21 protein-coding genes and 1 tRNA gene are annotated in these 23,577 nt (G+C 72.8%); 14 read left to right on the forward strand and 8 right to left on the reverse strand.

The window, feature by feature from the left end; all coding sequences use genetic code 11:
- Positions 1-109 precede the first annotated feature (109 nt).
- The 6 genes from OG974_RS20435 to OG974_RS20460 all read right to left on the reverse strand — a co-directional run bounded on the left by OG974_RS20435 (position 110) and on the right by OG974_RS20460 (position 5,080).
- Entirely contained in the window at positions 110-1,267 is a 1,158-nt protein-coding gene (locus OG974_RS20435) for a PP2C family protein-serine/threonine phosphatase (protein ID WP_371646872.1), read from the reverse strand.
- 175 nt (positions 1,268-1,442) lie between these two features.
- Positions 1,443-1,516: transfer RNA gene (locus tag OG974_RS20440), tRNA-Met, on the reverse strand.
- A 121-nt stretch (positions 1,517-1,637) separates the two neighbouring features.
- Positions 1,638-1,964, reverse strand: coding sequence for an AzlD domain-containing protein (locus OG974_RS20445; protein ID WP_327284129.1), 327 nt, complete (start codon positions 1,962-1,964; stop codon positions 1,638-1,640).
- Entirely contained in the window at positions 1,961-2,659 is a 699-nt protein-coding gene (locus OG974_RS20450; protein WP_371643989.1) for an AzlC family ABC transporter permease, read from the reverse strand. Before OG974_RS20450 ends, OG974_RS20445 begins: the two co-directional genes overlap by 4 nt.
- Positions 2,660-2,780: 121 nt before the next feature.
- Positions 2,781-3,398 (reverse strand): DinB family protein, encoded by a 618-nt coding sequence (locus tag OG974_RS20455; protein ID WP_327284132.1) that lies wholly within the window; start codon positions 3,396-3,398, stop codon positions 2,781-2,783.
- Between the two features lie 437 nt (positions 3,399-3,835).
- The gene (locus tag OG974_RS20460) at positions 3,836-5,080 is read right to left on the reverse strand and encodes an MFS transporter (RefSeq protein WP_328763143.1); all 1,245 of its coding nucleotides are present in this window, start codon (positions 5,078-5,080) and stop codon (positions 3,836-3,838) included.
- A gap of 235 nt (positions 5,081-5,315) precedes the next feature.
- Here OG974_RS20460 and OG974_RS20465 point away from each other — a divergent pair, with 235 nt between their 5' ends.
- From OG974_RS20465 to OG974_RS20520, 12 genes are all read left to right on the forward strand, one after another.
- Positions 5,316-6,587: an ATP-grasp domain-containing protein gene (locus OG974_RS20465; protein ID WP_327284134.1), complete on the forward strand. Its 1,272-nt coding sequence runs from the start codon at positions 5,316-5,318 to the stop codon at positions 6,585-6,587.
- Complete coding sequence (locus OG974_RS20470) at positions 6,584-7,864, forward strand: ATP-grasp domain-containing protein (protein ID WP_328763145.1); 1,281 nt, start codon at positions 6,584-6,586, stop codon at positions 7,862-7,864. Before OG974_RS20465 ends, OG974_RS20470 begins: the two co-directional genes overlap by 4 nt.
- A gap of 103 nt (positions 7,865-7,967) precedes the next feature.
- Positions 7,968-9,488, forward strand: a complete 1,521-nt coding sequence (locus OG974_RS20475) for an ABC transporter substrate-binding protein (RefSeq protein ID WP_371643991.1) — start codon at positions 7,968-7,970, stop codon at positions 9,486-9,488.
- Positions 9,485-10,819 carry a SidA/IucD/PvdA family monooxygenase gene (locus OG974_RS20480; protein WP_328763147.1) on the forward strand — a complete coding sequence of 445 codons (1,335 nt, stop codon included), beginning with the start codon at positions 9,485-9,487 and terminating at the stop codon, positions 10,817-10,819. The genes OG974_RS20475 and OG974_RS20480 overlap by 4 nt, the downstream gene beginning before the upstream one ends.
- 21 nt (positions 10,820-10,840) lie before the next feature.
- The gene (locus OG974_RS20485) at positions 10,841-12,253 is read left to right on the forward strand and encodes a diaminobutyrate--2-oxoglutarate transaminase family protein (RefSeq protein WP_328763148.1); all 1,413 of its coding nucleotides are present in this window, start codon (positions 10,841-10,843) and stop codon (positions 12,251-12,253) included.
- The gene (locus tag OG974_RS20490; RefSeq protein WP_327284139.1) at positions 12,250-13,566 is read left to right on the forward strand and encodes a SidA/IucD/PvdA family monooxygenase; all 1,317 of its coding nucleotides are present in this window, start codon (positions 12,250-12,252) and stop codon (positions 13,564-13,566) included. The genes OG974_RS20485 and OG974_RS20490 overlap by 4 nt, the downstream gene beginning before the upstream one ends.
- Positions 13,567-13,581: 15 nt before the next feature.
- Positions 13,582-14,040: a cupin domain-containing protein gene (locus OG974_RS20495; RefSeq protein WP_327284140.1), complete on the forward strand. Its 459-nt coding sequence runs from the start codon at positions 13,582-13,584 to the stop codon at positions 14,038-14,040.
- On the forward strand, positions 14,037-15,245 hold the full coding sequence (locus OG974_RS20500) for an FAD-binding oxidoreductase (protein ID WP_327284141.1): 1,209 nt from the start codon (positions 14,037-14,039) through the stop codon (positions 15,243-15,245). Before OG974_RS20495 ends, OG974_RS20500 begins: the two co-directional genes overlap by 4 nt.
- Positions 15,232-15,909 carry a serine O-acetyltransferase EpsC gene (gene epsC, locus OG974_RS20505; protein WP_371643994.1) on the forward strand — a complete coding sequence of 226 codons (678 nt, stop codon included), beginning with the start codon at positions 15,232-15,234 and terminating at the stop codon, positions 15,907-15,909. Before OG974_RS20500 ends, epsC begins: the two co-directional genes overlap by 14 nt.
- On the forward strand, positions 15,906-17,549 hold the full coding sequence (locus OG974_RS20510; RefSeq protein ID WP_371643996.1) for a methionine--tRNA ligase: 1,644 nt from the start codon (positions 15,906-15,908) through the stop codon (positions 17,547-17,549). Before epsC ends, OG974_RS20510 begins: the two co-directional genes overlap by 4 nt.
- The gene (locus tag OG974_RS20515; RefSeq protein ID WP_371643997.1) at positions 17,549-18,637 is read left to right on the forward strand and encodes a hypothetical protein; all 1,089 of its coding nucleotides are present in this window, start codon (positions 17,549-17,551) and stop codon (positions 18,635-18,637) included. The genes OG974_RS20510 and OG974_RS20515 overlap by 1 nt, the downstream gene beginning before the upstream one ends.
- Positions 18,558-19,067 carry a rhodanese-like domain-containing protein gene (locus tag OG974_RS20520; protein ID WP_371643999.1) on the forward strand — a complete coding sequence of 170 codons (510 nt, stop codon included), beginning with the start codon at positions 18,558-18,560 and terminating at the stop codon, positions 19,065-19,067. The genes OG974_RS20515 and OG974_RS20520 overlap by 80 nt, the downstream gene beginning before the upstream one ends.
- A gap of 8 nt (positions 19,068-19,075) precedes the next feature.
- Here OG974_RS20520 and OG974_RS20525 read toward each other — a convergent pair whose 3' ends face one another.
- On the reverse strand, positions 19,076-20,059 hold the full coding sequence (locus OG974_RS20525; RefSeq protein WP_327284146.1) for a helix-turn-helix transcriptional regulator: 984 nt from the start codon (positions 20,057-20,059) through the stop codon (positions 19,076-19,078).
- A gap of 324 nt (positions 20,060-20,383) precedes the next feature.
- Between OG974_RS20525 and OG974_RS20530 the strand changes: the two genes are divergently transcribed.
- A complete protein-coding gene (locus OG974_RS20530; RefSeq protein WP_327284147.1) occupies positions 20,384-20,539 on the forward strand; it encodes a hypothetical protein in 156 nt (51 codons plus the stop codon).
- A 211-nt stretch (positions 20,540-20,750) separates the two neighbouring features.
- Here OG974_RS20530 and OG974_RS20535 read toward each other — a convergent pair whose 3' ends face one another.
- Positions 20,751-21,950 (reverse strand): PP2C family protein-serine/threonine phosphatase, encoded by a 1,200-nt coding sequence (locus OG974_RS20535; protein WP_327284148.1) that lies wholly within the window; start codon positions 21,948-21,950, stop codon positions 20,751-20,753.
- Between the two features lie 198 nt (positions 21,951-22,148).
- Here OG974_RS20535 and OG974_RS20540 point away from each other — a divergent pair, with 198 nt between their 5' ends.
- On the forward strand, positions 22,149-23,417 hold the full coding sequence (locus OG974_RS20540; RefSeq protein ID WP_327284149.1) for a bifunctional GNAT family N-acetyltransferase/ATP-binding protein: 1,269 nt from the start codon (positions 22,149-22,151) through the stop codon (positions 23,415-23,417).
- Positions 23,418-23,577: the final 160 nt, after the last annotated feature.

Genomic DNA, 23,577 nt, shown 5'->3' on the forward strand with positions numbered 1-23,577 from the left:
CGGATCAACCCGGGCAAAAATAAAGCAAGATCCACATCTCTCCAGCCACGCCCACCTCTTGACGTGGCGTCATAAACCTTGCAGAGCGCACCAGTTCGCTTACGCACGGTTACGTGGCGACCACCGGTACGGTCCGCCGTCGCTGCGGCTCGCCCGCGCCCGGCCGGCCCACCGCGAGCAGTGCCATGTCGTCCGTCGCCCCGCCGCCCGTGTGTCGGCGCACATCGCTGCTGAGTGCACCGAGCAGCTCGCCGGGCCCGGGGAAGACCCGGCCGCTCAGCCGCACCGCCGGATCGTAGAAGGCCCCCGCCGCATCGCGGGCCTCGGTCAGCCCGTCCGTGAACAGGAGCAGGGTGGCGCCGGCCGGGAAGGCCCACTCCTCGACGCGGTCCGCCCACGCCCCGGAGAGCTCCCCCATCCCGAGCGGCAGCGCGGGCTCCGCCGGGGCGAGGACCGCCAGGCGCCCGTCGGCGTGCAGCAGCAGCGGCTCGGGGTGGCCACGGTTGACCAGGCGCAATACCCCCGCGCCCGTCAGGATCTCGCCGAGCACGCAGGTCGTGAAGCCCTCCACCGAGTCCAGGCTGTCGCGGCGGGTGCCCTCGCGGGTCAGCGCCCGCTCCAGCCGCTGCGCCACGCCCTCCAGCGTCGGCTCCGTCTCGGCCGCCTCCCGGAAGGCCCCGAGGACCACCGCCACGGCCTCCACCGCCTCCAGCCCCTTGCCCCGTACGTCCCCCACCGCCAATCGCACTCCGTACGGGGTCTCCTGTACGGCGTACAGGTCCCCGCCGATGAAGGCGTCGGCCTGTGCGGCCTCGTACCGGGCGCAGACGTGCAGCCCGGCGATGCGCTCGGCGGGCGTCGGCAGCACGGCGCGCTGGGCGGCCTCCGCGATCCCGCGCGCCGAGGCGAGCCGCTCGCCGCTGCGCCGTACGACCCGGTTGATCAGGACCGCGAGCCCGGAGACGGTCATCACGGTCACCAACTCGGTCAGCGCCTCGACCTTCCAGACGGTGCCGTTCAGGACGTGCAGCAGGAGCACGGCGAGGGAGGCCAGCACACCGGTGACGACCGTGCCCCGCAACGAGGACACCGGGGCGGCGACCAGCGGTGCCGCCGAGAAGAAGGGGGATCCCGTGTAGCTGGGCGGGGTCATCAGGTCGAAGGCCAGGCCGACCGCGATCAGCCCGGCCGGGAGCAACCGGACCACCGTGCGGGCCGTACCGCTGACGGTGTCCTGCGCGTACTCGCCGCCGCCCTGCCGCCCCAGCCGCGCCACGCTGCTCTCCTGCCGGTCCCTCACGCGGGTGCGGGCCGCCCCGCATCGCCCCTCAAGGCTGGCGGCAGTGGCGACCTGCGGCGCCCCGGCCCGGGCTGATCGGGTGAGGGCGCGGTGGGGAACGACGAAGGCCCGGTTCCCAAGGGAACCGGGCCTTCGTACTGAGTAGCGGGGACAGGATTTGAACCTGCGACCTCTGGGTTATGAGCCCAGCGAGCTACCGAGCTGCTCCACCCCGCGTCGGTAAACACAACTCTACGTCATCAAGGGGAGGGCTTGCGCCAATTAACCTTCCCGCCACCTCCAGGGCGGACGTTTCCGCAGGTCAGGGGCGTGTAGAACGGTGGAAAGACGGTCGGCATCAGCCCATGAGCAGGCGGAGCAGGGCCAGGGAACCGATACCGAAGGCGATCGTCAGGTAGAAGTTCCGCGTGCGCCAGGCCAGCAGCAGGGTCGGCACGGCCAGCCAGAGGCAGTAGTTGCCGGGGCCGAGGTCCAGCGTGCCGGCCGGTGCGAACAGCGACGGGGCGAGTAGGGCGGCGATCACCGCGGGCGGCACCTGCCGCAGCCAGACCACGACGGGCCGTGGCAGGGCGGCCGCCGCGAGGAAGAGGGTGGGCACCAGGCGGGGGCCGAACGTGACGGCCGCCATGCCTGCGATGGTCAGGGCGAGGGTGAGGTGGCTCATCGGCCCGTTGCTCCTTGCGCGTCGCGGGGGTCCGGGCCGTCGGCCGCGACGTCCGTGGGGTCCTCACGGGGCGCGATGGCCAGACCGAAGGTGGCCGCGACGGCCGCCGCCACCAGGACGGCCCAGTACTGGAGGCCGAGCAGGGTCAGGCCCACCGCCCCGCCGCCCGCGACGACGGCGACGACGAGCCCGCGCCGGTCGGCGATGATCCCGGCGGCCAGCAGGGCCATGAACATGGCGGGCAGGGCGTAGTCGAGGCCCAGCGCCTGCACGTCCGTGACCAGGTCCCCGGCCAGCACGCCCAGGAGCGTGCCCGCCACCCAGGAGGCGTGCACGGCGGTGTTGAAGGTGAAGACCTCGGCCTTGGGGCGCTCCGCGCGGTCCGCGTACTGGGCGGAGTGGACGGCGAAGGCCTCGTCGGTGAGTTCGTACGCGAAGAGCGCCTGCTCGCGGCGGCGCCATCCGGCGAGCCGCGGCGCGATCGCGGCGGACAGCAGCAGATGGCGCAGGTTGACCACGAAGGTGGTCAGGACGATGGCGTACGGGGCGGCGCCGACGGCCAGCAGCTGCAGGGCCGCGAACTGCGAGGAACCGCCGTACACGAAGGCCGACATGGCGACCATCGCCCACCACGGCAGGCCGGCGGTGTGGCCCAACACGCCGAAGGCGAAGGCGACCGGCACGTAGCCGAGCATCACGGGGACGGCCTGCCCGAAGCCCGCCGCCCAGGCGGCCCGGGTTCCCCGGGCGGGGGCGGCCGGGGCCGGGACGGGGGCGGCCGGTCGGACGCCGGGCGGGTGAACCGACGCGCACGGCCTAGCGCAGGCCCAGCGATGCGTACGTGGCGTCGAGCTCGGCGACGTCGAGGCCGGCGGCCTCGCGGACGAGGCGGATGGCCCGGTAGATCTGGTTGATGTGCGCGATGTCGTGGCCGATGACCTTGCGGATCATGACCTCCATCGTTTCGCCGCCCTGCTCGCCGTGGCGGCCGGTGCGCTGCCGGTCTTCGGGCGTGAGCGCGGCGAGGAGCGCGACGTTGGAGGCGCGCAGGCCGGTCCAGGCGTCGAGCATCTGGCGGAAGGGGAGCCGGGGCAGCGGGGCCCACAGCTGCTCGTCGTAGCCGGGGTAGACGGGGTTGTCCTCGGTGGCCACCAGGCGCCAGCGGAAGCCGTAGACGATGTCGACGTCGAAGAGGTGGCCGACGATGAAGGCGGCGGGCCACTCGCCCGGCTCGGGGACGGTCTCGGCGAGGTCGGTCGGCAGGTCGGCGAAGAGCTGCGCGGCCCAGACGGGGGTCTTGGCGAGGACGTCGAACGCGTCGCGGTCGCCCGCGACTTCGAGGAGGGCGGCCACGTACGCGGCGGGGTCCTCGGTGGCGGAGGGGATGTCGATGCGGTGGACGCTGGCGCTGGCCTGTGCGGTGCTGGTGGTCATGTGGGTTGCCTTTCGGGGCTGGAATGCGGGTCGCGGTTGCGGTGGGCGGGGTCGGGGTCGCTGCGCGCGGGCTTCTCGGGGGCTCCGCCCCCGTACCCCCGCGCCTCAAACGCCGGCGGGGCTGAAAGTGCCTGGGCGTCCGCCGGGGGTGGACTGCCTTGGTGACCGTCAGGAGGGGCAGAGGCTCGGTGGCGCCGGGGTCGGAAGTGCCTCGGCCGCGGCGGGGTGGGAAGTGCCTCGGCCGCGGCGGGGGTGGGAGTGCCTTGGTGACCGCCAGGGGGGGGAAGGGGCTCGGCCGCGGCGGGGGTGGGAGTGCCTTGGTGACCGCCAGGGGGGGAAGGGGCTCGGCCGCGGCGGGGGTGGGAGTGCCTCGGCCGCGGCGGGGGACGTGGCTCGGTGGCGGCTTTCGGGGCTCGGCACCGGGTGCGGGGGGAGGGTCAGGTGGCTGACACGGGTTCGGGGGTTTCGGTGGGCTGCGGAGTGTTCGCCTCCCCGCGGTTGCCGGGGTTGGCGCCCAGGATCAGCAGGGCGCCGAGGCCGGCGACGGCCGCGCAGGCCGTCCAGTGCAGCGACGGCGAGATGCTGTAGAGGAGGCCGCCGACGGCCGGTCCGAGGGCGCCGCCGAGGGTGTGGGCGATGCCCTCGGCCCCCTGGTAGCGGCCGCGCAGGTGGGCCGGTGAGAACTCGGCCGGGTACGCGTTGGCGATCGGGGTGTAGACCGTCTCGGCGACCGTCCACACCACCACGGTCAGGGCGAGCAGCCAGACCGCCTGCGCCGCTCCCGTGAGGGCCATGCCGATGCCCAGCAGGGCCAGCCCGGCGGCGATCACCCGGCGCGGGTTGCGGCGCTCGGTGTGCTTGGTGAGCGGGAGTTCGATGACCACGCAGAGCAGGGCGTTGAGGCCGAGCAGCAGGCCGTAGACCTTGTTGCCGAAGCCCGCGTCGGTCACGTGCAGCGGCAGGGTCGCGGTGGACTGGCCGTAGACGAAGGTCGCGGCGACCATCGAGCCGAGGAAGAGCAGGTACGGGCGGTCGGATAGCACCTCGCGGTAGCCGCCCTTGCCCTTGGTGGCCCCGGCTGCGGCACCGGCCTGCGTGTCGGGGAGACCGCCGGGCAGCGTGCACAGGGCGAGCACGCCGAAGGCGAAGGAGAACAGCGCGTCGCCGAGGAAGACGTACGTGTACGAGGCCCCGCTGAGCAGGCCGCCGACGAGGGGGCCGACCGCCATGCCGACGTTGATGGCGAGGCGCAGCACGGCGAAGGCGGTCACGCGCTGCTCCTCGGGGACCACGTCGACGAGCAGTGCGCCGGCCGCGGGCCGGTACAGCTGGGCGAAGACGCCGACGAGGCCGACGAGCGCGGTGGTGGCGATCAGTCCGTGGGTCAGCGGGACGAGGGCGGTGGCGGCGCTGCTGCCGAACATGGAGACGGCGATGGCGGTGCGCCGGCCGAAGCGGTCGGCGACCGTGCCGCCGACGGCGTTTCCGATGAACGCGCCGACTCCGACCACGCCGAGGGCCACACCGGCCTGGAATGCGGAGAATCCCTGGGCGACCAGGAAGAGCACGAGGAATACGTTCAGGAAATTGCCGAATTTGATGAGGAACATTCCGGAGAAGATCACCCAGGCGCTTCTGGGCAGGTCTTGCAGTCGTCGGCGCAAGGGGTCCTCGCCGGCCATGGGGGGCTCCTTCTCGATCGGGGGGTGCAGCGTGGATGAGGTGGCGTCCACCATGAAACCCGCCGGTCAAGGCCCTGCCCAGAGCTGAGCGCTGGCACAAAGGAGGCTGGCACATTCCTGCCCGGCCCCCATTTCAAGATCGCTGCCGGGCGGTTGCTGCGTCATTCGTGCCGGGCATGGTTGTGCCAGCCCGAATCCATTTTCCGGGCCGGAATTCTGCTGCAGAGTTCTGGCCATGACCGAACACAACCTTCTCGTCGTCGGCGGACGGATACAGACGCTGCGCAAGGCGGCTGCCCTCGGAATCCGCTTCGTGCTGATCCAGCACAAGGACCAGTTCGTGCCCGAGGCCGCCCGGCTCGCCGAGGCCGTCCTCATCGCCGACTACACCGACTGGGACGTCACCCGTCCGCTGGTGGAGGCCGCGCAGCAGGCGTACGGCTTCACCCGGGTGGCCTCGATCACCGAGCCGGGCCTGGTCCCGGCCGGTCGGATCAGCGACCACCTGGGGCTCGGCAACACCTCCGAGGAAGTCGCCGAGCTGCTGCGCGACAAGCACGCGATGCGCCGCCACCTGGCCGCGTCCCCCTCCGCTGAGGTGCGGGCCCTGTCGGTGGCGGCCGCCGAGGTCGACGGCGCCGAGGCACTGACCGCGTTCGGCGCCGAGCACGGCTACCCGTTCGTGCTCAAGCCGACCGACGCCACCGCGAGCCTGGGCGTCGTACGGATCGACGGGCCGGAGCAGGCCGCCGAGGCCTGGGCCGGGGTGGAGGCCCTGCGGGCCCGCACCGACCTCCAGTGGGGTTCGTTCTTCACCATCGGCCGGTTCATCGCCGAGCAGTACATCTCCGGCCCCGAATACAGCGTCGAGAGCTTCTCGTTCGCCGGGCGGCACATCGTCCTGGCGGTGACCGAGAAGCTCACCGGCGGCGGGTTCATCGAGCTCGGGCACGCCCTGCCGGCCCGCCTCGACCCGGCGGACGAGCGGAGCATCGAGGAGGCCGTCGCCCGCTTCCTGGATGCGATGGGCCTGACCGACGGAGCCGCGCACACCGAGCTGCGGCTGTCCCCGACGGGCCCGCAGATCATCGAGAGCCACAACCGGATGGGCGGCGACCGGATCTTCGACCTGCTGGACTCCGCCTACGGCATCGACCTCGAAGAGTGGATCGTGGCCTGGCAGTTCGGGCTGGTCCCGGCGCTCACCGAGCGCCCCGTCCCCCGCCACGCGGCGGCGACCCGCTTCCTGTCCGCCGAGCCGGGCACGGTCGTGGAGATCCAGGGCGCGGACGAGGCCCGGGCGCTCGCCGACGTCATCGACGTGGAGACCACCGTGCGGCCCGGCGACAGCGTCGGGGAGCTGCGCGGCAACTGGGACCGGGTCGGTCAGGTCCTGGTCACCGGCTCGGACACCGAGGCCGCCGTCGCGACCGCGGAGCGGCTCACCGAGAAGGTCACCGTCGTCACCACCACCCCCTCCGTCTCCCATGGAAAGACCGCGTCATGAAGATCCTGCTGATCATGCGGAACACGTACGCGTGGCACCGCGAGCACATCGAGACCCTGGAGCGGATGGGTCTGGAGATCCACCTGGCGACCCGGGTCGCACAGGCCTCGGACGACGGCCGGTTCGCGAACGTCGTGCCCATCCCGCAGGAGCTGGAGGGCACGGAGCTCGCCGAGTTCTGCGCCGCCGCGGCCCGCCGGCTCGGCATCACCTCGGCGATCACCTTCTACGACAGCGACATCGCCGTCACCTCCACCGTCAACCGGCTGCTCGGGCACGCCTGGCCGCGCCCCGAGGCCGACCTGATCTCCCGCGACAAGCAGCTCCAGCGGTCCTTCCTGGAGCGGCACGGGCTGCCGGGACCGAGGTTCGCGGGCGTCGACGGCGTCGAGTCCGGGCTGGCCGCCGCGGAGGCGTTCGCGTACCCGTTCATCGTCAAGCCGAGCGCGCTGGCCGCCAGCATCGGCGTCAGCCTGGTCCGCGACCGCGCCGAGCTGGAGCGGGCGCTGACGGACGTCGCCCGCCTCGCCGAGGAGTGGGGCGGCTACTTCCCGAGCGACGGTCCCGAGATCGCGCTGCTGGAGGAGTTCCTGCCGGGCAAGGAGGTCACCCTCGACGGGGTGGTCCTGGACGGGGCGTTCCACCTGGTGGGCGTCACCAACAAGATGCAGATGCCCGGCCCGTACTTCGAGGAGGACTTCTACACCCTCCCTTTCCGCACGCCGGAGGAGGAGCCGGAGCTGGTCGCGGTCGCCGAGGGGATCGTGGCGGGCCTGGGCGTGCGGCACTGTCTGTTCAACGCCGAGTTCCGGCAGGACTCCGAGGGCCGCTACCGGGTCGTGGAGTTCGCCACCCGGATGAGCGGCGGCCAGAACTACCGCAACCTGCGCGAGGTCCACGGCATCGACGCGGTCCGGCTCTACGCCAAGGCCGTGCTCGCCGGGGACGACGCGGCGGCCCTCGCCACGCTGCTGGACCGCGAGGTGCTGCGGGCCGCGGCCCCGCGCGCCGCCACCTGCATCAAGTTCGCGTACCGGACGGGGACCCTCGTCCGCAACAACCCCGGCGACGCCACGCACTCCCCGCACTTCCGCTCGTACATCCCCGCCTCGAAGCCGGGCGACCGGCTGCGGCGCGCCCCCGAGGGCTGGTACGAGATCGCCGGCTCGCTCGCAGTGGCCGCGCCCTACCGCAGCGCCGCCGACATCGACCGGGTGGAGCGGATCGCCGCCGACCTCGACGAGCGGCTCGACGTGGTCGTCGTACCGGCAGCCTGACCGGCCGCGCCCCGACCGCGGCGATGTTTCACGTGAAACATCGCCTGCCGCCGGGCACTTCACCCGACTCCCCTTCACTCCACCGACGCGGAAAGAGCCCCACGTGCACGCCAACGACCCCGTGTTCCGGATGGGAATCACGGAGCCCACCGCCATCGACCCGTACAAGGCCCAGGAAGGGGAGGGGATCCTCGTCTGCAAGGCCCTGTTCACCGGGCTCCTCGCCCTCGACGAGGACGGCGTCCTGGTCCCGGCCACCGCCCGGTCCTGGGAGAGCGACCCGACCGCGACGACCTGGACCTTCACGCTGCGCGCCGGGACGGTGTTCAGCAACGGGGAGCCGGTCACCGCGCACAGCTTCGTGCGCGGCTGGGCGCGGGCGCTGGACCCCGAGGCCAACACGGAGACCGCGTACCACCTGGCGGGCGTGCACTCCTTCACCGCGGTCGACGACACGACGCTGGTGGTCGAGCTGTCCGAGCCCGACGTGCAGTTCGACCTGAAGACCCTCCAGCCGATCTTCAGCCCAGTGCCGGAGTGCGCCGGCCCGGCGCTGAACCCGGCGTACAACGACCTGCCGGTCGGCAACGGCCCCTTCAAGATGGCCGGCCCCTGGGAGCACGGGACCGCGATCCGGCTGGAGCGCAACGACCTGTGGGCGGGGCCCGCGCCCGAAGTGCGCGAGGTGCACATCGACGTCCTCGACGCGGTGACCGGCCTGGACGACGAGTACGAGCGTTTCCTGGCCGGCGTGTACGACTACGCCCGGATCCCCCCGGCGCGCACCGCCGAGGCGGCCGCTCTCGACGGTTTCCTGGAGCAGGAGGGCGCCGGCCTCTTCTACCTGATCCCGTTCTGCCACCAGGCGCCGATGGACTCGCTGGACGCCCGCCGGGCCCTGTCCGCGGCCATCGACCGCCAAGCTCTGATCGACACGTACTTCCAGGGGCGGCGCAGCGCGGCCCACTCACTACTGTCGCCCTGGTTCGGCAAGGCCCACACCCCGCTCGCGGAGGCGGCCGCGGATCCGGACCGCGGCTGGTCGGGGTACGACCCGCAGCGGGCGCGTGCGGCGGCCCTGCGGGCGGGTCTGGAGCCCGGCAGCCGCGTCGAGTTCGCGTACAACACCGGTGCCGGGCACGACGACTGGGTCAAGGCGCTGGCCCGCGGTCTGGAGGAGGTCCTGGGCTGGCGGATCGATCTGCTGCGGACCGACGCCCGCGGGCTGGTCGACCACCGGACCTCGATCTCGGCGACCGGTTTCTGCCGGGCCGGCTGGGCCTGCGACTACCCCACGCCCGACAACATGCTCTTCCCGCTGCTGCACTCCTCGTGCACGGCGCCCGACGCCGAGGGCACGGCCCACGGCGACAACGAAGGCCGGTACGTGAACCCGGAGTTCGACGCCCTGCTGGCACGCGCCCGGGCCTCGACGGACCCGGCGGAGCGCGCCGACGCCTGGCGCCGCGCGGACCGCGCGGCGATGGCCGACCTGGCGCTGATCCCGCTCTGGTACCGGACCGACCAGCGGGTCCACGCCACCGGCCGGATCACCGGCCTGCGCATCGACTTCGACGGAAATCCCACCCTCACCACTGTCAAGGCAAGGAAGACCACCCGATGAGTGCCAGCACGACTCCCGTCTACGACATCCTCGGCATCGGCTTCGGGCCGGCGAACCTGGCCCTCGCCATCGCCCTGGAGGAGCGCGAGTCGCCCCTCACGGCCCGCTTCCTGGAGGCCCGCCCGAGCCCCGAGTGGCAGCCCGGGATGCTGCTGGACGGCTCCGACATCCAGAACCACCCGAGCCGCGACCTGGTGACCCTGCGCAATCCGCGCAGCCGCTACACCTTCCTGAACTACCTGCACGAGCAGGGCCGGCTGCTGCGCCACCTCAACCTCCCCTCGGAGTTCCCGCTCCGCAAGGAGTACGCGGGCTACATCCGCTGGGCCGCCGGCTTCTTCTCCCACCTGGTCGACTGCAACCAGCGGGCGGCCCGCGTCGAGGTCGTCGAGGAGTACGGCGAGCGCGTCTACGAGGTCACCACCATGTCGGGCAGCCGCTACCTGGGCCGCACGCTGGTGATGGGCCCGGGCCGCACCCCGTACGTCCCGGCCCCGTACGACACGCTGCGCACCCCGCGGATCTTCCACCTGACCCAGTACCTGCCGAAGCTGGCGGAGCTGGCCGGCGAGGGCCGTGCCCCGGAGTCGGTGGCCGTCATCGGCGGCAGCCAGAGCGCCGTCGAGCTCGCCCTCGACCTGCACCGCCGCTTCCCGCGGACCAAGGTCACCACGTACACGCGCTCGCACTCGCTGCGGCTGAAGGACACCAGCCCGTTCAGCGAGGAGGGCTACTTCCCCGAGTTCACCGACTACTACTTCCGGGCGTCCCGCGAGGGCAAGAAGGCCCTCGACGCGTACATGCACGGCACGAACTACTCCTCCGCCGACGCAGACGTGCTGCGCGACCTCTACATGACCATCTACGAGCAGGAGCTCGACGGCGACCAGAAGGTGTTCGTCCGCGGCAACCACGAGGCCGTGGGCGTGGCCCCGGAGACCGGGGACCGCATCGCCCTGGACTTCGTCGAGCGCACCACCGGCGAGCGGATCAGCGAGGTCGTCGACTTCGCGGTCCTCGCCACCGGCTTCCGCAACATGGGCCCCGGCACGCACGAGGAGCTGTGCCCGCCGCTGATGGCCCCGCTCGCGAAGCTCTTCGCCACCGAGCCGGACGGCCGTCTCCAGGTGTCCGCCGACTACGCGCTCGAACCGGTCGCCGACGGGACCCCTCCGCTGTTCCTGAACGGCCTGTGCGAGTCCAGCCACGGCATCGGCGACGCGGGCTCCTTCAGCCTCCTGTCGCTGCGCGCCGCGACCCTCACCGACGCCCTGACCGCCCGCCTGACCGCCGCCGCCACCGACCGCAGCGCCGTACTCGCCGCCGCCTGACCGGAAAGGTCCACGTTTCCCATGACTGCCACGATCGATACCCCGGTCTCGGGCCCTCGGGTCTACACGGCCCCCGTGATCAACGGCCCGCTGCCCGGGCCGCTCAGTGCCGAGCTGCTGGACCGGCAGGCCGGCCGCGAGTCCAACTCCCGCTCCTACCCTCGCAAACTGCCGATGGCGATCCGCCGCGGCCGCGGCTCGTACGTCGAGGACCTCGACGGGAACGTCTTCCTCGACTTCCTCAGCGGCGCCGGCGTGCTGTCCCTGGGCCACAACCACCCCGAGCCGCTCGCCGCCGCGCACCGCCAGCTCGACGAGTTCGTGCACGGGCTGGACTTCCCCACCCCGGTCAAGGACGAGTTCACCGACCTGACCATCGGGATGCTGCCGGAGCCGATGCGCGAGCGCACCCGGATCCACTTCTGCGGGCCGACCGGAGCCAACGCCGTCGACGCCGCCCTCAAGCTGTGCAAGACCGCCACCGGCCGCGAGGAGATCATCACCTTCCAGGGCGGCTTCCACGGCGCGACCCTGGCCGCGATGAGCGTCACCGGCCTCGTCGAGCAGAAGGAACCGGTCCGCGGCCGGATGCCGGGCGTGCACTTCTTCCCGTACTCCAACTGCCACAACTGCCCCCTCGGCCTCAAGCGGGACGCCTGCCAGGTCAACTGCGCCGCGTTCCTGGAGAAGGCGCTGACCGACGTCAACGGCGGGATCACCCTGCCCGCCGCCGTGATCATGGAGCTGGTGCAGGGCGAGGGCGGGGTCATCCCGGCCGAGGTCGAGTTCGTCCAGCGGATCCGCGAGGTCACCCGGCGGCTCGGCATCCCGCTCATCGTCGACGAGGTGCAGAGCGGCTGCGGCCGCACCGGCACCTGGTTCGCCTTCGAGCAGTACGGCATCGAGCCCGACGTCGTGTGCGCCTCCAAGGCCCTGTCCGGCATGGGCCTGCCCGCCTCCGTGATCCTCTACGACGAGAAGCTCGACGTCTGGAAGCCCGGCGCCCACTCCGGCACCTTCCGCGGCAACCAGCCCGCCTTCGCCGCCGGCGTCGCCACCATGAAGGTCGTCCAGCGCGAGCGCGTCCTGGAGAACGTCCGGGCCCGCGCCGACCAGCTGATGGTCCACCTCCAGGGCCTGCGCGAGGTCACCCCGTACGTGGCCGACGTACGCGGCCTCGGCCTGATGACCGGCGTCGAGCTGACCGACCCGGCTACCGGGCTGCCCTCCGACGCACTCGCCAAGCGCGTCCAATGGGAGGCCGTCAGCCGCGGCCTGATCATCGAGCTCGGCGGCCGCGACGACTGCGTCGTGCGCATGCTGCCGCCGCTGAACTGCTCGGCCCGCGAGATCGACCAGGCCGGCCGGATCATCCGCGAGTCCCTGACCGCCGCCCTGGCCGCGCTCGACCTGCCGACCGGCGGTGCCCTGTGACGACGCACGACACCACCGTCCAGGACCTGGTGGTGGCCGGCTTCGGCCCCTCCGGGATCGCGCTCGCCGCCGCCGTCGAGGACCACGACGACGCCACCGGTACGGCCCCGCTGGCCGCCCGCTACCTGGAGAGGGCCGCCGACTCCGCCTGGCAGCCCAACCTGGTCCTGCCCGGCACCGACATCCAGCACCACTTCCTGCGCGACTTCGCCACCCCGCGCGACGCCCGCTCCCGCTTCACCTTCCCCCACTACCTCCAGCAGAGCGGCCGCTTCTACCCGTTCACGCTGATGGGCGGCTACGTCAGCCGCCTGGAGTGGTCGGACTACGTGCAGTGGGCCGCCGCCCAGGTCCGCGGCGCCGTCGACTACCACCGCGAGGTGCTGGGCGTCGAGCCCGTCACCGGCTCCGACGGCCGCGTCCGCACCGCCCGCGTCCTGTCCCGGGACACCCGCGACGGCTCCCTGCACACCGTGGAGGGCCGCAACGTCGCGCTCGCCACCGGCCACGAGGCTTACGTACCGGAGCTCTTCCGCCCGCACCTGGGCGAGCGGGTCTTCCACGCCTCCAAGCTGCTGCCGGGACTGGCGGCCCTCGGCGACCGGCCGCTGCGCAGCATCGCCGTCATCGGTGCCGGGCAGACCGCGGGCGAGATCGTCCTGCACCTGGCCGCGCAGCACCCGGACGCCGAGATCCACTCCGTGGTGCGCCACGCGGGCTTCCGGATGTACGAGCTCGGCCACTTCAGCAACGAGGTGTACTTCCCCGACGAGACCGACTACTTCTACGGACTCGAAGGCGACCAGCGCGAACGCGCCCTGGACCAGGCCCGCGCCACCAACTACGCGGCCGTCGACCCCGACGTCTCCACCGCCCTCTACCAGGCCGTCTACCAGGACCGGTTCACCGGCCGGCAGCGCCTGCACATGCACAAGCGGACCGAGGTCACCGACGTGGAGCGGGCCCCGGACGGCCGGGTGCTGCTGCGCACCGCCGAGGTGTTCACCGGCGGGGCCGGCCTGATCGAGGCCGACGTCGTGATCGTCTGCACCGGCTACCGCGAGGCCGCCCTCCCCCGCCAGCTCGCCGCGTTCGTCCCCCACCTGCGTCTGGACGCGCAGGGCCGGCCCGAGGTCACCCGCGCCTACCGCGCCCTCACCGGCGACGACTGCGAAGTCGGGATCTACCTCGACGGGCTCACCGAATGGCGGCACGGCATCGGCAGCGCCACCTCCTTCAGCCAGATGGCCGCCAAGGCCGACACCATCCACCGCGACCTGCGCGCCCGCCTGCGCCAGCCCGTCGCCGCCTGATTGGACCCGTACGCGATGCACATCTTCACCGCCCACGAGGACGACATGGTCTTCGAGGAGCCGTACAACGTCAGCGGCCGGCGGATCTTCCCCTGGCCCGAGGCCGTCGAGGAGCCCAACTGGGGCGGCGCCTGGGTCGACGTGGCGCCCGGCGCCACCTCCACCCCGCACGACCACGACGAGAACGAGATGTTCTTCATCGTCGAGGGCAGCGGGGTCATGCGGATCGGCGACGAGACCCGCCGGGTCCGCGCCGGCGAGACCGTGTTCATCACCCCCTTCCAGGACCACGACCTGACCAACGACGGCGACGTGCGCCTGCGCTTCGTCACCATCTGGTGGGGCGGCTCCGACGCCGTCGCCCGGGACCGCGCCAAGTGGGCCGCCGAGTTCGGCATCACGGACCCGGCGGCCCGCCCGGCAGCGCAGAACACCCCCGACGCCCCCGCGGACCCCCGGCAGGTGGTGGCATGAGCCCCATCGTCCACGCGCACGCCGACGCCATCGTCGTCGGCGGCGGGGTGATCGGCGCGGCCATCGCGCACCAGCTCGCCCTCGCCGGCGTCGGCCGGATCGTCCTGTGCGACCAGGGCCGGGTCAACGCCCAGGGCGCCACCTCCCGCTCCGGCGGACTCCTGCGGCTGCACCACACGTCCGTCGCCGACACCCGCCTCGCCGCCCGCAGCCTGCCCGTCTTCGAGCAGTGGTCGGACATCATCGGCGGCTGCTGCGGCTACCGCCGCACCGGATTCGTCATGATCGTCGGCGAGAACCACGCCGACGACCTGCGCTACAACGCCGCCGCCTCCGCGGACGCCGCCGGATACCGCCGCGTCGAGGTCATCGACCCCGCCGAACTGAAGGAGATCTACCCCGGCCTGCGGACCGACGGCGTCGCCCTCGCCGCGTACGAGCCCGAGGGCGGCTACGCCGACCCGATGGCCGCCTCCGCCTCCCTCCTCACCGCCGCCTACCGGCTCGGCGTCTCCCCCTCCGAGGGCATCCGCGCAGTGAAGGTGCTGGAGAAGGCGGGCACCGTCACCGGCGTCCTCACCTCCATCGGCCGCATCGACGCCCCGCTGGTGGTCCTGGCCGGCGGAGCCTGGGGCTCGGCGCCCGCCGAGTACCTGGGCATCCACATCCCCGTCACCGCGCGCCGGATCGGCCTGGCCCAGGCCGAACTGCCCGGCGCCGGCCGGCGCGGATCGGCCGCCTCCGTACCGACCTGCATCGACGACACCACCGGCAGCTACTTCCGGCCCGACGGCCTCGACCGCTTCTACTTCGGCGTCCCCAGCAAGCCCGACACCGAACTGGGCCGCGACGTGGAACCGCTGACCGAGAGCGAGCTGGAGTCCGCGATCGCCGCGATCGCCGACCGGGTACCGGCCGCCGCCACCGCCCCGCTCGCGGGCACCCGCTCCGGCCTCGACGGCTACACCCCCGACAAGCGCCCCGTCGTCGGCGCGGCCGGCCCCGACGGGCTGTACCTGGCCCTCGGCTTCAGCGGCGGCGGCTTCAAGCTGGCCCCCGCCGTGGCCGAGCTCGCGGCCAAGGAGATCGTCGAGGGCGGGGCCGTCCCCGGCAAGGCCGTCCAGGAGCTGCTGGAGCCGTACCGGCCGCAGCGCTTCCTCGCGGGCCGCCCGATCCGTCCGGAGGCCCCGTATGACCACATGTGAGACGACCCCGAAGGACGACCTGCGGGACGGCGAGCCGTACGAGGACCGGCGCCCGCTGCGCGACGTGCTGCGCGAGGACGTGCAGACCGTCCTCGACAAGGACCCGGCCGCCGGCTCCCGCGCCGAGGTGCTGCTCTACCCGCACATCCACGCCCTGTGGACCTACCGGCTCGCGCACTGGCTATGGGGCCGCGGCCACCGGGTCTGCGCCCGCGCCCTGTCCCTGCTGGCCCGCGCCGTCTCCGGCATCGAGATCCACCCCGGGGCACGGATCGGCCGCCGCTTCTTCGTCGACCACGGCACGGCCGTCGTCATCGGCGAGACCGTCCGGATCGGCGACGACGTGATGCTCTACCACCAGGTCACGCTCGGCTCGGTCGGCTGGTGGAAGGACCTGCGCCGGCCCTCCGGCTCGCGCCGCCACCCCGTCGTCGGCGACCGCGTCGTCATCGGTACCGGGGCCAGCGTCCTCGGCCCGGTCACCATCGGCGCCGACTCCCGGATCGGCGCGCACTCGGTCGTCCTCGACGACCTGCCGCCGCGCAGCCGCGTCGTCGCCGCCGCCTCCGCCGCCCTGCCGCCGCTCGACACCGCCGCCCCGGCGGACGCCGCGGCCCTCGCCCCCTCCGCCCTGATCCTCCCCGAAGGAACCCACGCGTCATGACCTCCTACGTCGTCACCAGCGCCCCGCCGAACCCGAACGGCGACCTCCACCTCGGCCACCTCTCCGGCCCCTTCCTCGGCGCCGACGTCCTGACCCGGCACCTGCGCCAGCGCGGCCACGACGTGCGCTACGTGGGCTACTCCGACGAGCACTCCTGCTACGTACCGCGTCGCGCCGCCGAGATCGGCTCCACCGCCCACCCGACCGCCAAGCTCTTCGGCGACCGCATGGAGGAGACCCTCTCGCTGGGCGCCATGCACCACGACTGGTTCACCCGCCCGCTCACCGACTCCGCCCACACCGAGTTCGTCCAGCGCTTCTTCCTCGAACTGTGGGAGTCCGGCGCCCTTGAGGTGCAGGAGCTGCCCGTCTTCCACTGCGCGCCGTGCGAGCGGTACCTGTACGAGGCCGAGGTGCGCGGCGAGTGCCAGTTCTGCGCCGAGCCCTCCGACGGCGTGTACTGCGAGGCCTGCGGCCTGCCGCAGAACCCGGCCGGGCTCGCCGCCCCCCGCTGCACCGCCTGCTGGAACGCCCCCGAGACGAAGACCATGCGCCGCATCGTCTTCCCGCTGGAGCGCTACCGCGAGCGCCTGCAGGCGTACTACTGCGACGCACAAGCCAAGGCCGAATGGCGGCCCCGGCTGATCTCGTACCTGGACGGCCTCTTCGAGCGGGCCCTGCCCGACACCGCGATCAGCCGCGAGGCGGACTACGGCATCCCCGTCCCGCTGCCCGGCTGGGAGGGGCACATCCTCGACACCTGGTTCAGCGGCATCTGGGGCTACGCCGCGGGCACCGCGCGGGTCGCCGAGGCGAACGGCGACCGCTCGGAATGGGAGCGGCTGTGGACCGACCCCGAGACCCGGATCGTCAACTTCATCGGCTTCGACTGCTCGTTCTCGCACGCCGTGCTGTGGCCGGCGCTGCTGCTCGCCCAGGGGGGACTGACCCTGCCCGCGCAGGTCGTCATCAACGAGTTCTACCGGCTGGAGGGCGACAAGTTCTCCACCAGCCGCGGCCACGCCATCTGGGGCGGCGAATTCCTGCGCCGCGTCAACGCGGACGCCCTGCGCTTCCACCTGTGCCTGACCGGCCCGGAACGGGCGCAGAACAACTTCTCCATGAAGGAGTTCGCCGACACCCTCAGCACCGTCCTCGCGGGCGGCCTGGAGCGGTGGACGGACACCGTACTGGACCTGCTCGCCCAAGACTTCGACTCCGTCGTGCCGGCCGCCGGGCCCGCGGACGGCCCGCTGGCCGCCGAACGCGCCGCACTGCCCGGGCAGATCGCCGGCGCCCTCGGCGCGGAGGCCTTCTCCCCGCAGCGCGCCGCCGACGTCCTGGCCACCGTGATCGAGCGTGCCGACGCCGATCTGCGGGAGCTGGCCCTGCTGCGGGTCTCCGGGCCGCGCGAGGAATACGCCGGCCGGCTCGCCGCGCACGCGGAGCTGCTGGCCGCCGTCGCGGTCACCGCGGCGCCGCTGATGCCGGGCTGGTCCGCGTTCCTCGCCGGGCACCTGGGCCTTCCGGTGGACCTCGGCACGCGGATGCCCGAGTGGGCCGGCGTGGAGGGACGGCTCCTGGCGGAGGGCACGACGCTGCCGACCGCCACCCCGCTGTTCTTCCACGAACTGTCGTGATGCCGGACCGGACTGCGGGTGCGGGCCCGGCCGCGGCTCGCGGGGCCGGTGACGGCTGGGCCGCCGGGGCCGCGAAGACACTGGGAGCGGTCCTCGGCGCGGGAGCCCTGCTGCTTCCGGCGGCCCTCGCCACGCGGCCCGGCCCCTGGACCGGCATCGCCGTCGCGGCGGTGCTGGCCGGCTGGTGCCTGCTGGTCGCCGCTGCGGGCGGTACGGCTGATTCCGGGCCCGTGGCCTTCGTACGGGACCGGCTCGGCCCAGGACCGGCCCGGGCGGCCACCGCGCTCTACTTCGGTGGTTTCGCCACCGGGCAGGCCGCGCTCGCCCTCGGAGCCGCCGAGTTCGCGCTCCGCGACTCCGGCTGGCGCGCGTTCCCGGTCGCCGCCGCGATCCTGGGCAGCGCCGCCGCCTACGCCTGGTTCGCGCCGCGCGGGCCGTCCCCCGCGGGGCAGCGGCTGCGGCTCGCCGCCGTACTGGCGCTGGCCGTCGCCTGGCGGGCCCTCGGCGGGCCGCTCCCGGGACCGGGCTCCGGGGACCGGGCCGCGCTGCTCGTGGCCGTACCCCTGCTGTTCGGCTGGGTCGGCCTCGAAGGGGCGGTTCCCGCCCTGTCCCGGCGGCGGGCGCTCGGCGGGACCCTGCTGGGCCTCGCGCTGGCGGCTGCGCTGTACGCCGTGCTCCTGGCTCCGCCGGCCGCAGCGGCGGAGCCGTCCCCGGCCGTGGCCGCCGCCCTCGGGCTCGGTTCCGCCGCGCTCTGCTGGACGTACGTGCGCACCAACCTCCGGGCCACGGCCGTCCGGTGGACCGAGCTCACCGGCCGGACCCCGCGCGGCGGCCTCCTGACCGCGGCCCTCATCGCCCTCGGGGCCCTCGCCCTCGGCCGGGCCGCCCACCGGGACGTGTCCGCCCTGCTCCTCGGCCCCGGCGCCGCCGCCGCGGCCCTGTTCGCCCTCATCGCCCTGGCGGCCGTACGCCGCCCCCGTCCACCCCGTCCTCAGGAGTCCACCGATCATGACCGCGACCACGACCACGACCACGACCACTCAGACCGTGTCCCCGTCCTCGAAGGTGCTGCGCGTTCCGCCGGCTGACCCGGCGACCGCCGCCGCCCACTTCCACCGCCGCTTCACGTTCGAGGCCGACGTCGCCGACGTGCACGCGGACGTGGAATCGGGCGCCGGCGGCTTCGTCCTCGTCGACAGCCGAAGCGCCGAGGCCTGGGAGCAGGGCCACGTCCCCGGCGCCGTCCATCTGCCCACGGACGAGATCCTGGCCCGGGCCGCCGAACTGGTGGTGCCCGGCAGCGTGGTCGTCACGTACTGCTGGGGCCCCGGCTGCAACGGCGCCACCCGGGCCGCGTACGCCTTCGCGAGCGCCGGGTACGCGGTCAAGGAGATGCTCGGCGGTTTCGAGTACTGGTCCCGGGAGGGCTTCCCGGTGGAGGACTCCGCCGGCACCCGCCAGTCGCCGCCGGACCCGCTGACGGCCCCCGTAGCGGCGGGCGCGGCCTGCGGCTGCTGAACCGCGGTTCAGAGCAGGCCCTCCTCCACGGCCCGCTGCCCGAGCTGGAAGCGGCTCTGCGCGTCCAGCTTCTCCATCAGCTCCGAGATGAGCCGCCGCTCGCTGCGCAGGGAGATCCCCAGCCGGCGTGCGGCGGCCTCGTCCGTGTAGCCCTGGGCCAGCAGGCGCAGCAGCTCGCGCGGCTGCGAGCCGGGGTCTTCCAGGCTGCGCCGGGGCGGCTCGCCGAACGGGGTGGCCGTCTCCCACACGGAGTCGAACAGCGCGCAGAAGGCGGTGACGGCGCCCGGCTCGCGCAGCAGCACCGCCCCCTGCGCGCTGTCCGCCGGGTCGATCGGCATCAGCGCGAACTCCCGGTCGGTGATGACCATGCGCATCGGCAGTGAGGGCACCGTCCGCACCTCGCCGCCCCGCTCGGTCAGCCAGCGGGCGTGCTCCAGGCTGCCCGGGTCGTTGCGGATGGCGTCCTGGTAGATGGTCCGGATCTTCACGCCGCGCGCGATGAGGTCCTCGGTCAGCGGCTCGCTGGCCTTGAACTGCGCGGCGGGCACCGGCCCGCCGGGATGGAAGCTGATCGACTCGCGGCGGGTGCGGGCGGACAGCTCGCTCAGCTTGGCCCGGACCGCCTCGACACCGAGGAACCGCTCTGCCTCGTGCGCGGGCTGGGCCGGGTGGAGTTCGGCGTACTGCGACAGCAGCGCGCTCGCGGCGGCCTGGCTTTCGGCGAGGGCCCGGTGGCGCTGGGCGATCTCCGCCTGCTGGTGGGCGAGCAGCGAATCGAGCGCGGCCTTCGGGTTCACCGCCCGTAGCCGGCCGTCGGTCCGCCAGGACGGTGCGAGGAGGGAGAGCCGGGTCAGCTCCTCCAGGTCCGCGCGTACGTCGTCCTCGGACCGCGCGAGTTCTGCGGCGACATCGGCGACGGCGAGATCCGGCCGTCTGAGGATGAGGCGGTAGAGCGCGTCGGAGCGCTCTGTCAGCCCAAGAGAAACCAACAAAAGGAGCCCCCCAGCTCACGGTTCGGAGCGGCAGCACAGCTGGACCGACAACGCTGGCGGCATGCGGCCCTCCGAGGGCCGATCTTGCACCCTGGATTGTCCATACCAGCCATCGTCTGCACAAACGACGTCCATCACGCGGACACGCCGCGCGGCCAACTCGCCCTGGAAACCGGCCCGCTGGCACGGTTATGTCAGAGCGTTTTGTGCCAGCGGAAACCGGCGACAGGGCCCTGCCGGGCTCGGCACGATGGCGGCACCCCGGAACGAGAGATCCGGCCAACCGCCCCCCTTCCCGCCGGCTCGATAAGAGGCATCCCCACCATGCGTCGCAAGCTCGTCACCCTCATCACCGTCACCGCCGCCGCCCTGATCGCCGTGATCGGCACGAGCACTTCCGGCCAGGCCCACGAACTCGCGGCAGGACCGAAGGACCCGGGCTGGTCGGTGGCCACCCCCCAGGACCCGGGCTGGTCGTGAACGCCGAAGCGCCCCGCCCGGCAAGATCATGCCGGGGTATCCCACTCGGTCCACCGAGGTCCGGAAGCGCCTGCTCAGAAGGCTGCACCGTGTCGTGTCTCAGGCGACCTACCGTCCCAGCGGAGGGCGATCCAGGATTGCTACACCACAGCCACATCTCGGCTGATCGCTGAACTCGGCAGTCGCCATCTGGTGGTGGCACGGCCTTCCGTCATCCACGCCATTCGAACAGGACGAGCGACGCATCGTCCGAGGTGGTCTCGCCGCGTGCCCTCTTGAGGGTGTGGGACAGGTCCCGGGCCACCGTGCGGATCCCGTGGTCGACCTGCTCCAGCTGGTTCACCCAGTCGATCAGCTGCTTCTCGCCGAACTGTTCCTGCCCGGTTTCGTGTTCTTCGATCAGGCCATCGGTGAAGCAGAGGACGCGGTCGCCAGGCTCCAACGCCACCGCGCTGACCTGCGGCTGGGCCCCTCCGAAGCCGACAGGGAGGGTCGTGGGGCTGTCCAGGCGGCGTACGACGCGGTGCGCGCGGATCAGCATGGGTGCGGGATGCCCCGCGTTGACCCACTGGAGGCGCCCCGTGTCCGTGTCCAAGCGCATCATCTGGGCGGTCACGAAGTGGTCCGGGTCGAACTGCTCCGCGACGGCACGGTCCATGAAGAGGTAGATCTCGGACAGTTCGATGCTGATCCGGCGGGCGTGGCGATACGCGCCGATGGCCACCGTGGCCATCGTGGCCGCGTCCAGGCCGTGCCCCATGGCGTCGACCATGGCGAGGTGCAAGACGTCGCCGTTCAGGGCGTAGTCGAAGCTGTCCCCCGCCACGGCGTAGGCGGGCTCCAGAACTCCGGCGACCGCGACGTGCGGCATCACCATCGACAGCGGGGGCAACAGGGACCACTGGATCTCCGCAGCCACGCTCATCGGTTCACCGCGGCGGATCCGGAAGAAGAGGTCCGTGTAGCCGTTCTTGGTCTGCAGCAGGTCGGCCGCCAGGCCCGCGATCCTGCGCAGGAGGCGGCGGGTGTCGTCGTCGACCCCGTCCAGGGTGACCGCGAGCACCCCCACCTGGTCGCCGCCGTCCAGCAGGGGCAGGTGGACCCGTATGCCGTCGGGCGTCAGGACTTCGACGGGGCGTGACTCCAGGAAGCACCGGCCGGCTTCGGACCGGTCGATGGGCAGCGCATCACCGGCGGCCCCGCCGTCGGCGGGCAGGGGGACCAGCTGTTGCTGTCCGTAGTCCTGAAGCAGGATCTGCGGGTCACGTCCCCCCATGCGGGCAATCGTCTCCGCAACCAGCGGGCCGACCAGATGGGGCGGCAGCTCGTGCGCCCCGTCCAGGAGCACCCCGAGCAGTTCCTCCCCGAAGCTCTCCGAGCGGTCCGGGTCCGCGCGGCCTCCGACGGTCATCCTGTTGCCTCCAACCAGGCGGCCTGGCGTCCGGCTGCACGGGCGGCGTGGCCTCCAGGATGCTCCCAAGCGACCGGGCACGCCACACGGCTTCGATGCTCCGCCCTCAACGGCACTGCCGGGGCACGCGGTCGCTGCCGCGCGCCCCGGCTCGCATCGGCTGATGATGGGAGTACGGCCGAACACGCGGAGCTGACCATGACGGGTTGGCATGTCAGGGACTACGCCCAGGACGATCTCGAAGCGGTGATCCGGATCGACGCGGAAGGCGGCACGGCCGGAGAATCACCTCTCTTTCCGCTCTCGGACGCCGTGGCGGCCCTCCAGGCCCTCCACCCGGCGGTGGTGGCCACCGCGGACGAGGAGGTGGTCGGTGCCGCGGTGAGCAGGGTGGACGGTGACCGAGCGTGGATCCTGCGCATCAGCATGGCGCCCGCCTGGCGGCACCAGGGGCTGGGCAGCGCCCTGATCACGGCCTTGGAGCACCGGCTGTTCACCGGTGGCGTCCGAACGGTGCACGCGGTCCTGCCCGACGGCGAGACCGGTGCCACCGCCCTGCACAACTGCGGCTTCGGCGCCCGTCCGGGCCTGGTCTTCTTCGAGAAGCGCGGGCGCGTGACCCCTCAGGCGGTCAGCATTCTCGCGTCGCTGGGAGCGGAGCTGCCGCCCGGGGGACTGTGGCAGAAGGTCGCGGGCATGCAGCGGGAGAAGGAGCTCATCGAGCGGCGTCTGGTCCTGCCACTGGCCCATCCCGAAATGGCCGCCCAGCACGGCGTGGAGCTGCCGCGGGCCGTGATGCTGTTCGGGCCGCCCGGGACGGGGAAGAGCACGTTCGCGCACGCGATCGCCAGCCGCCTGGGATGGCCGTTCCTCGAACTGTTCCCCGCCCGGCTGGCAGCCGAATACGGGCTGGCCAGCGGGCTGAACCGGCGCTTCGACGAGATCGCCGCGCTCGATCACGTCCTGGTGTTCATCGACGAGGTCGAGGAGATCGCGGGGACCCGAAGCGGCGCGGACGCGACCGCGGTCGGCGTCGTCAACGAGCTGCTCAAGGCGATCGTCCGGTTCCGCGGCCAGGACGGGCGCCTGCTCGTCTGCGCCACGAACGACGTGACCTCGCTCGACTCCGCGTTCCTGCGGCACGGCCGTTTCGACTACGTACTGCCGATCGGCCCGCCCGACGACCGCGCGCGGACTGCGCTGTGGGAGAGCTACCTGGCCCGAGCGGGCGCGCAGGCCGACAGCGCGGTGCTGGCGACCGCCAGCGAGGGGTTCACCCCCGCCGACATCGCCCATGTGGCGCGCACCGTCTCCCAAGTCCAGTTCGAGCGCACCTTCGACACCGGAGCCCGGGTCCGCCCCACCACCGAGGACTACCTGCGCACGATCGGCGAAACCAGGCCCACGGTCAGCGCGGCCATGGCCCAGGAGTTCGCCCAGCAGACCGAGAAGTTCGCCCGCATCTAGGCCGTCCCTCCCATCAGGCCGGGCCCGTGGCCGTCCCACCGTACTCCGGTCCGTGATCCAGGAACCGCTTCTGACCAGGTATTTTCCGGCGCAGACGGCGAGAGCGGCGCAGTCGGGTCCCCTCACCACACCGTGAGGGTGGGCGGAGTACCGTGAAACG

Origin of the sequence: Streptomyces sp. NBC_00597 (genome assembly GCF_041431095.1) — a bacterium.
Lineage (GTDB): Bacteria > Actinomycetota > Actinomycetes > Streptomycetales > Streptomycetaceae > Streptomyces.

Bases quoted from the DNA above. Each gene is read 5' to 3' on its own strand.
- OG974_RS20480 (WP_328763147.1), top strand. From the start codon at position 9,485: ATGAGTGCCAGCACGACTCCCGTCTACGACATCCTCGGCATCGGCTTC.
- OG974_RS20455 (WP_327284132.1), bottom strand. From the start codon at position 3,398: ATGACCACCAGCACCGCACAGGCCAGCGCCAGCGTCCACCGCATCGAC.
- OG974_RS20520 (WP_371643999.1), top strand. From the start codon at position 18,558: ATGACCGCGACCACGACCACGACCACGACCACTCAGACCGTGTCCCCG.
- OG974_RS20515 (WP_371643997.1), top strand. From the start codon at position 17,549: ATGCCGGACCGGACTGCGGGTGCGGGCCCGGCCGCGGCTCGCGGGGCC.
- OG974_RS20470 (WP_328763145.1), top strand. From the start codon at position 6,584: ATGAAGATCCTGCTGATCATGCGGAACACGTACGCGTGGCACCGCGAG.
- OG974_RS20540 (WP_327284149.1), top strand. From the start codon at position 22,149: ATGACGGGTTGGCATGTCAGGGACTACGCCCAGGACGATCTCGAAGCG.
- OG974_RS20460 (WP_328763143.1), bottom strand. From the start codon at position 5,080: ATGGCCGGCGAGGACCCCTTGCGCCGACGACTGCAAGACCTGCCCAGA.
- OG974_RS20485 (WP_328763148.1), top strand. From the start codon at position 10,841: ATGACTGCCACGATCGATACCCCGGTCTCGGGCCCTCGGGTCTACACG.
- epsC (WP_371643994.1), top strand. From the start codon at position 15,232: ATGACCACATGTGAGACGACCCCGAAGGACGACCTGCGGGACGGCGAG.
- OG974_RS20445 (WP_327284129.1), bottom strand. From the start codon at position 1,964: ATGAGCCACCTCACCCTCGCCCTGACCATCGCAGGCATGGCGGCCGTC.
- OG974_RS20465 (WP_327284134.1), top strand. From the start codon at position 5,316: ATGACCGAACACAACCTTCTCGTCGTCGGCGGACGGATACAGACGCTG.
- OG974_RS20500 (WP_327284141.1), top strand. From the start codon at position 14,037: ATGAGCCCCATCGTCCACGCGCACGCCGACGCCATCGTCGTCGGCGGC.
- OG974_RS20495 (WP_327284140.1), top strand. From the start codon at position 13,582: ATGCACATCTTCACCGCCCACGAGGACGACATGGTCTTCGAGGAGCCG.
- OG974_RS20535 (WP_327284148.1), bottom strand. From the start codon at position 21,950: ATGACCGTCGGAGGCCGCGCGGACCCGGACCGCTCGGAGAGCTTCGGG.
- OG974_RS20450 (WP_371643989.1), bottom strand. From the start codon at position 2,659: ATGCTCGGCTACGTGCCGGTCGCCTTCGCCTTCGGCGTGTTGGGCCAC.
- OG974_RS20530 (WP_327284147.1), top strand. From the start codon at position 20,384: ATGCGTCGCAAGCTCGTCACCCTCATCACCGTCACCGCCGCCGCCCTG.
- OG974_RS20510 (WP_371643996.1), top strand. From the start codon at position 15,906: ATGACCTCCTACGTCGTCACCAGCGCCCCGCCGAACCCGAACGGCGAC.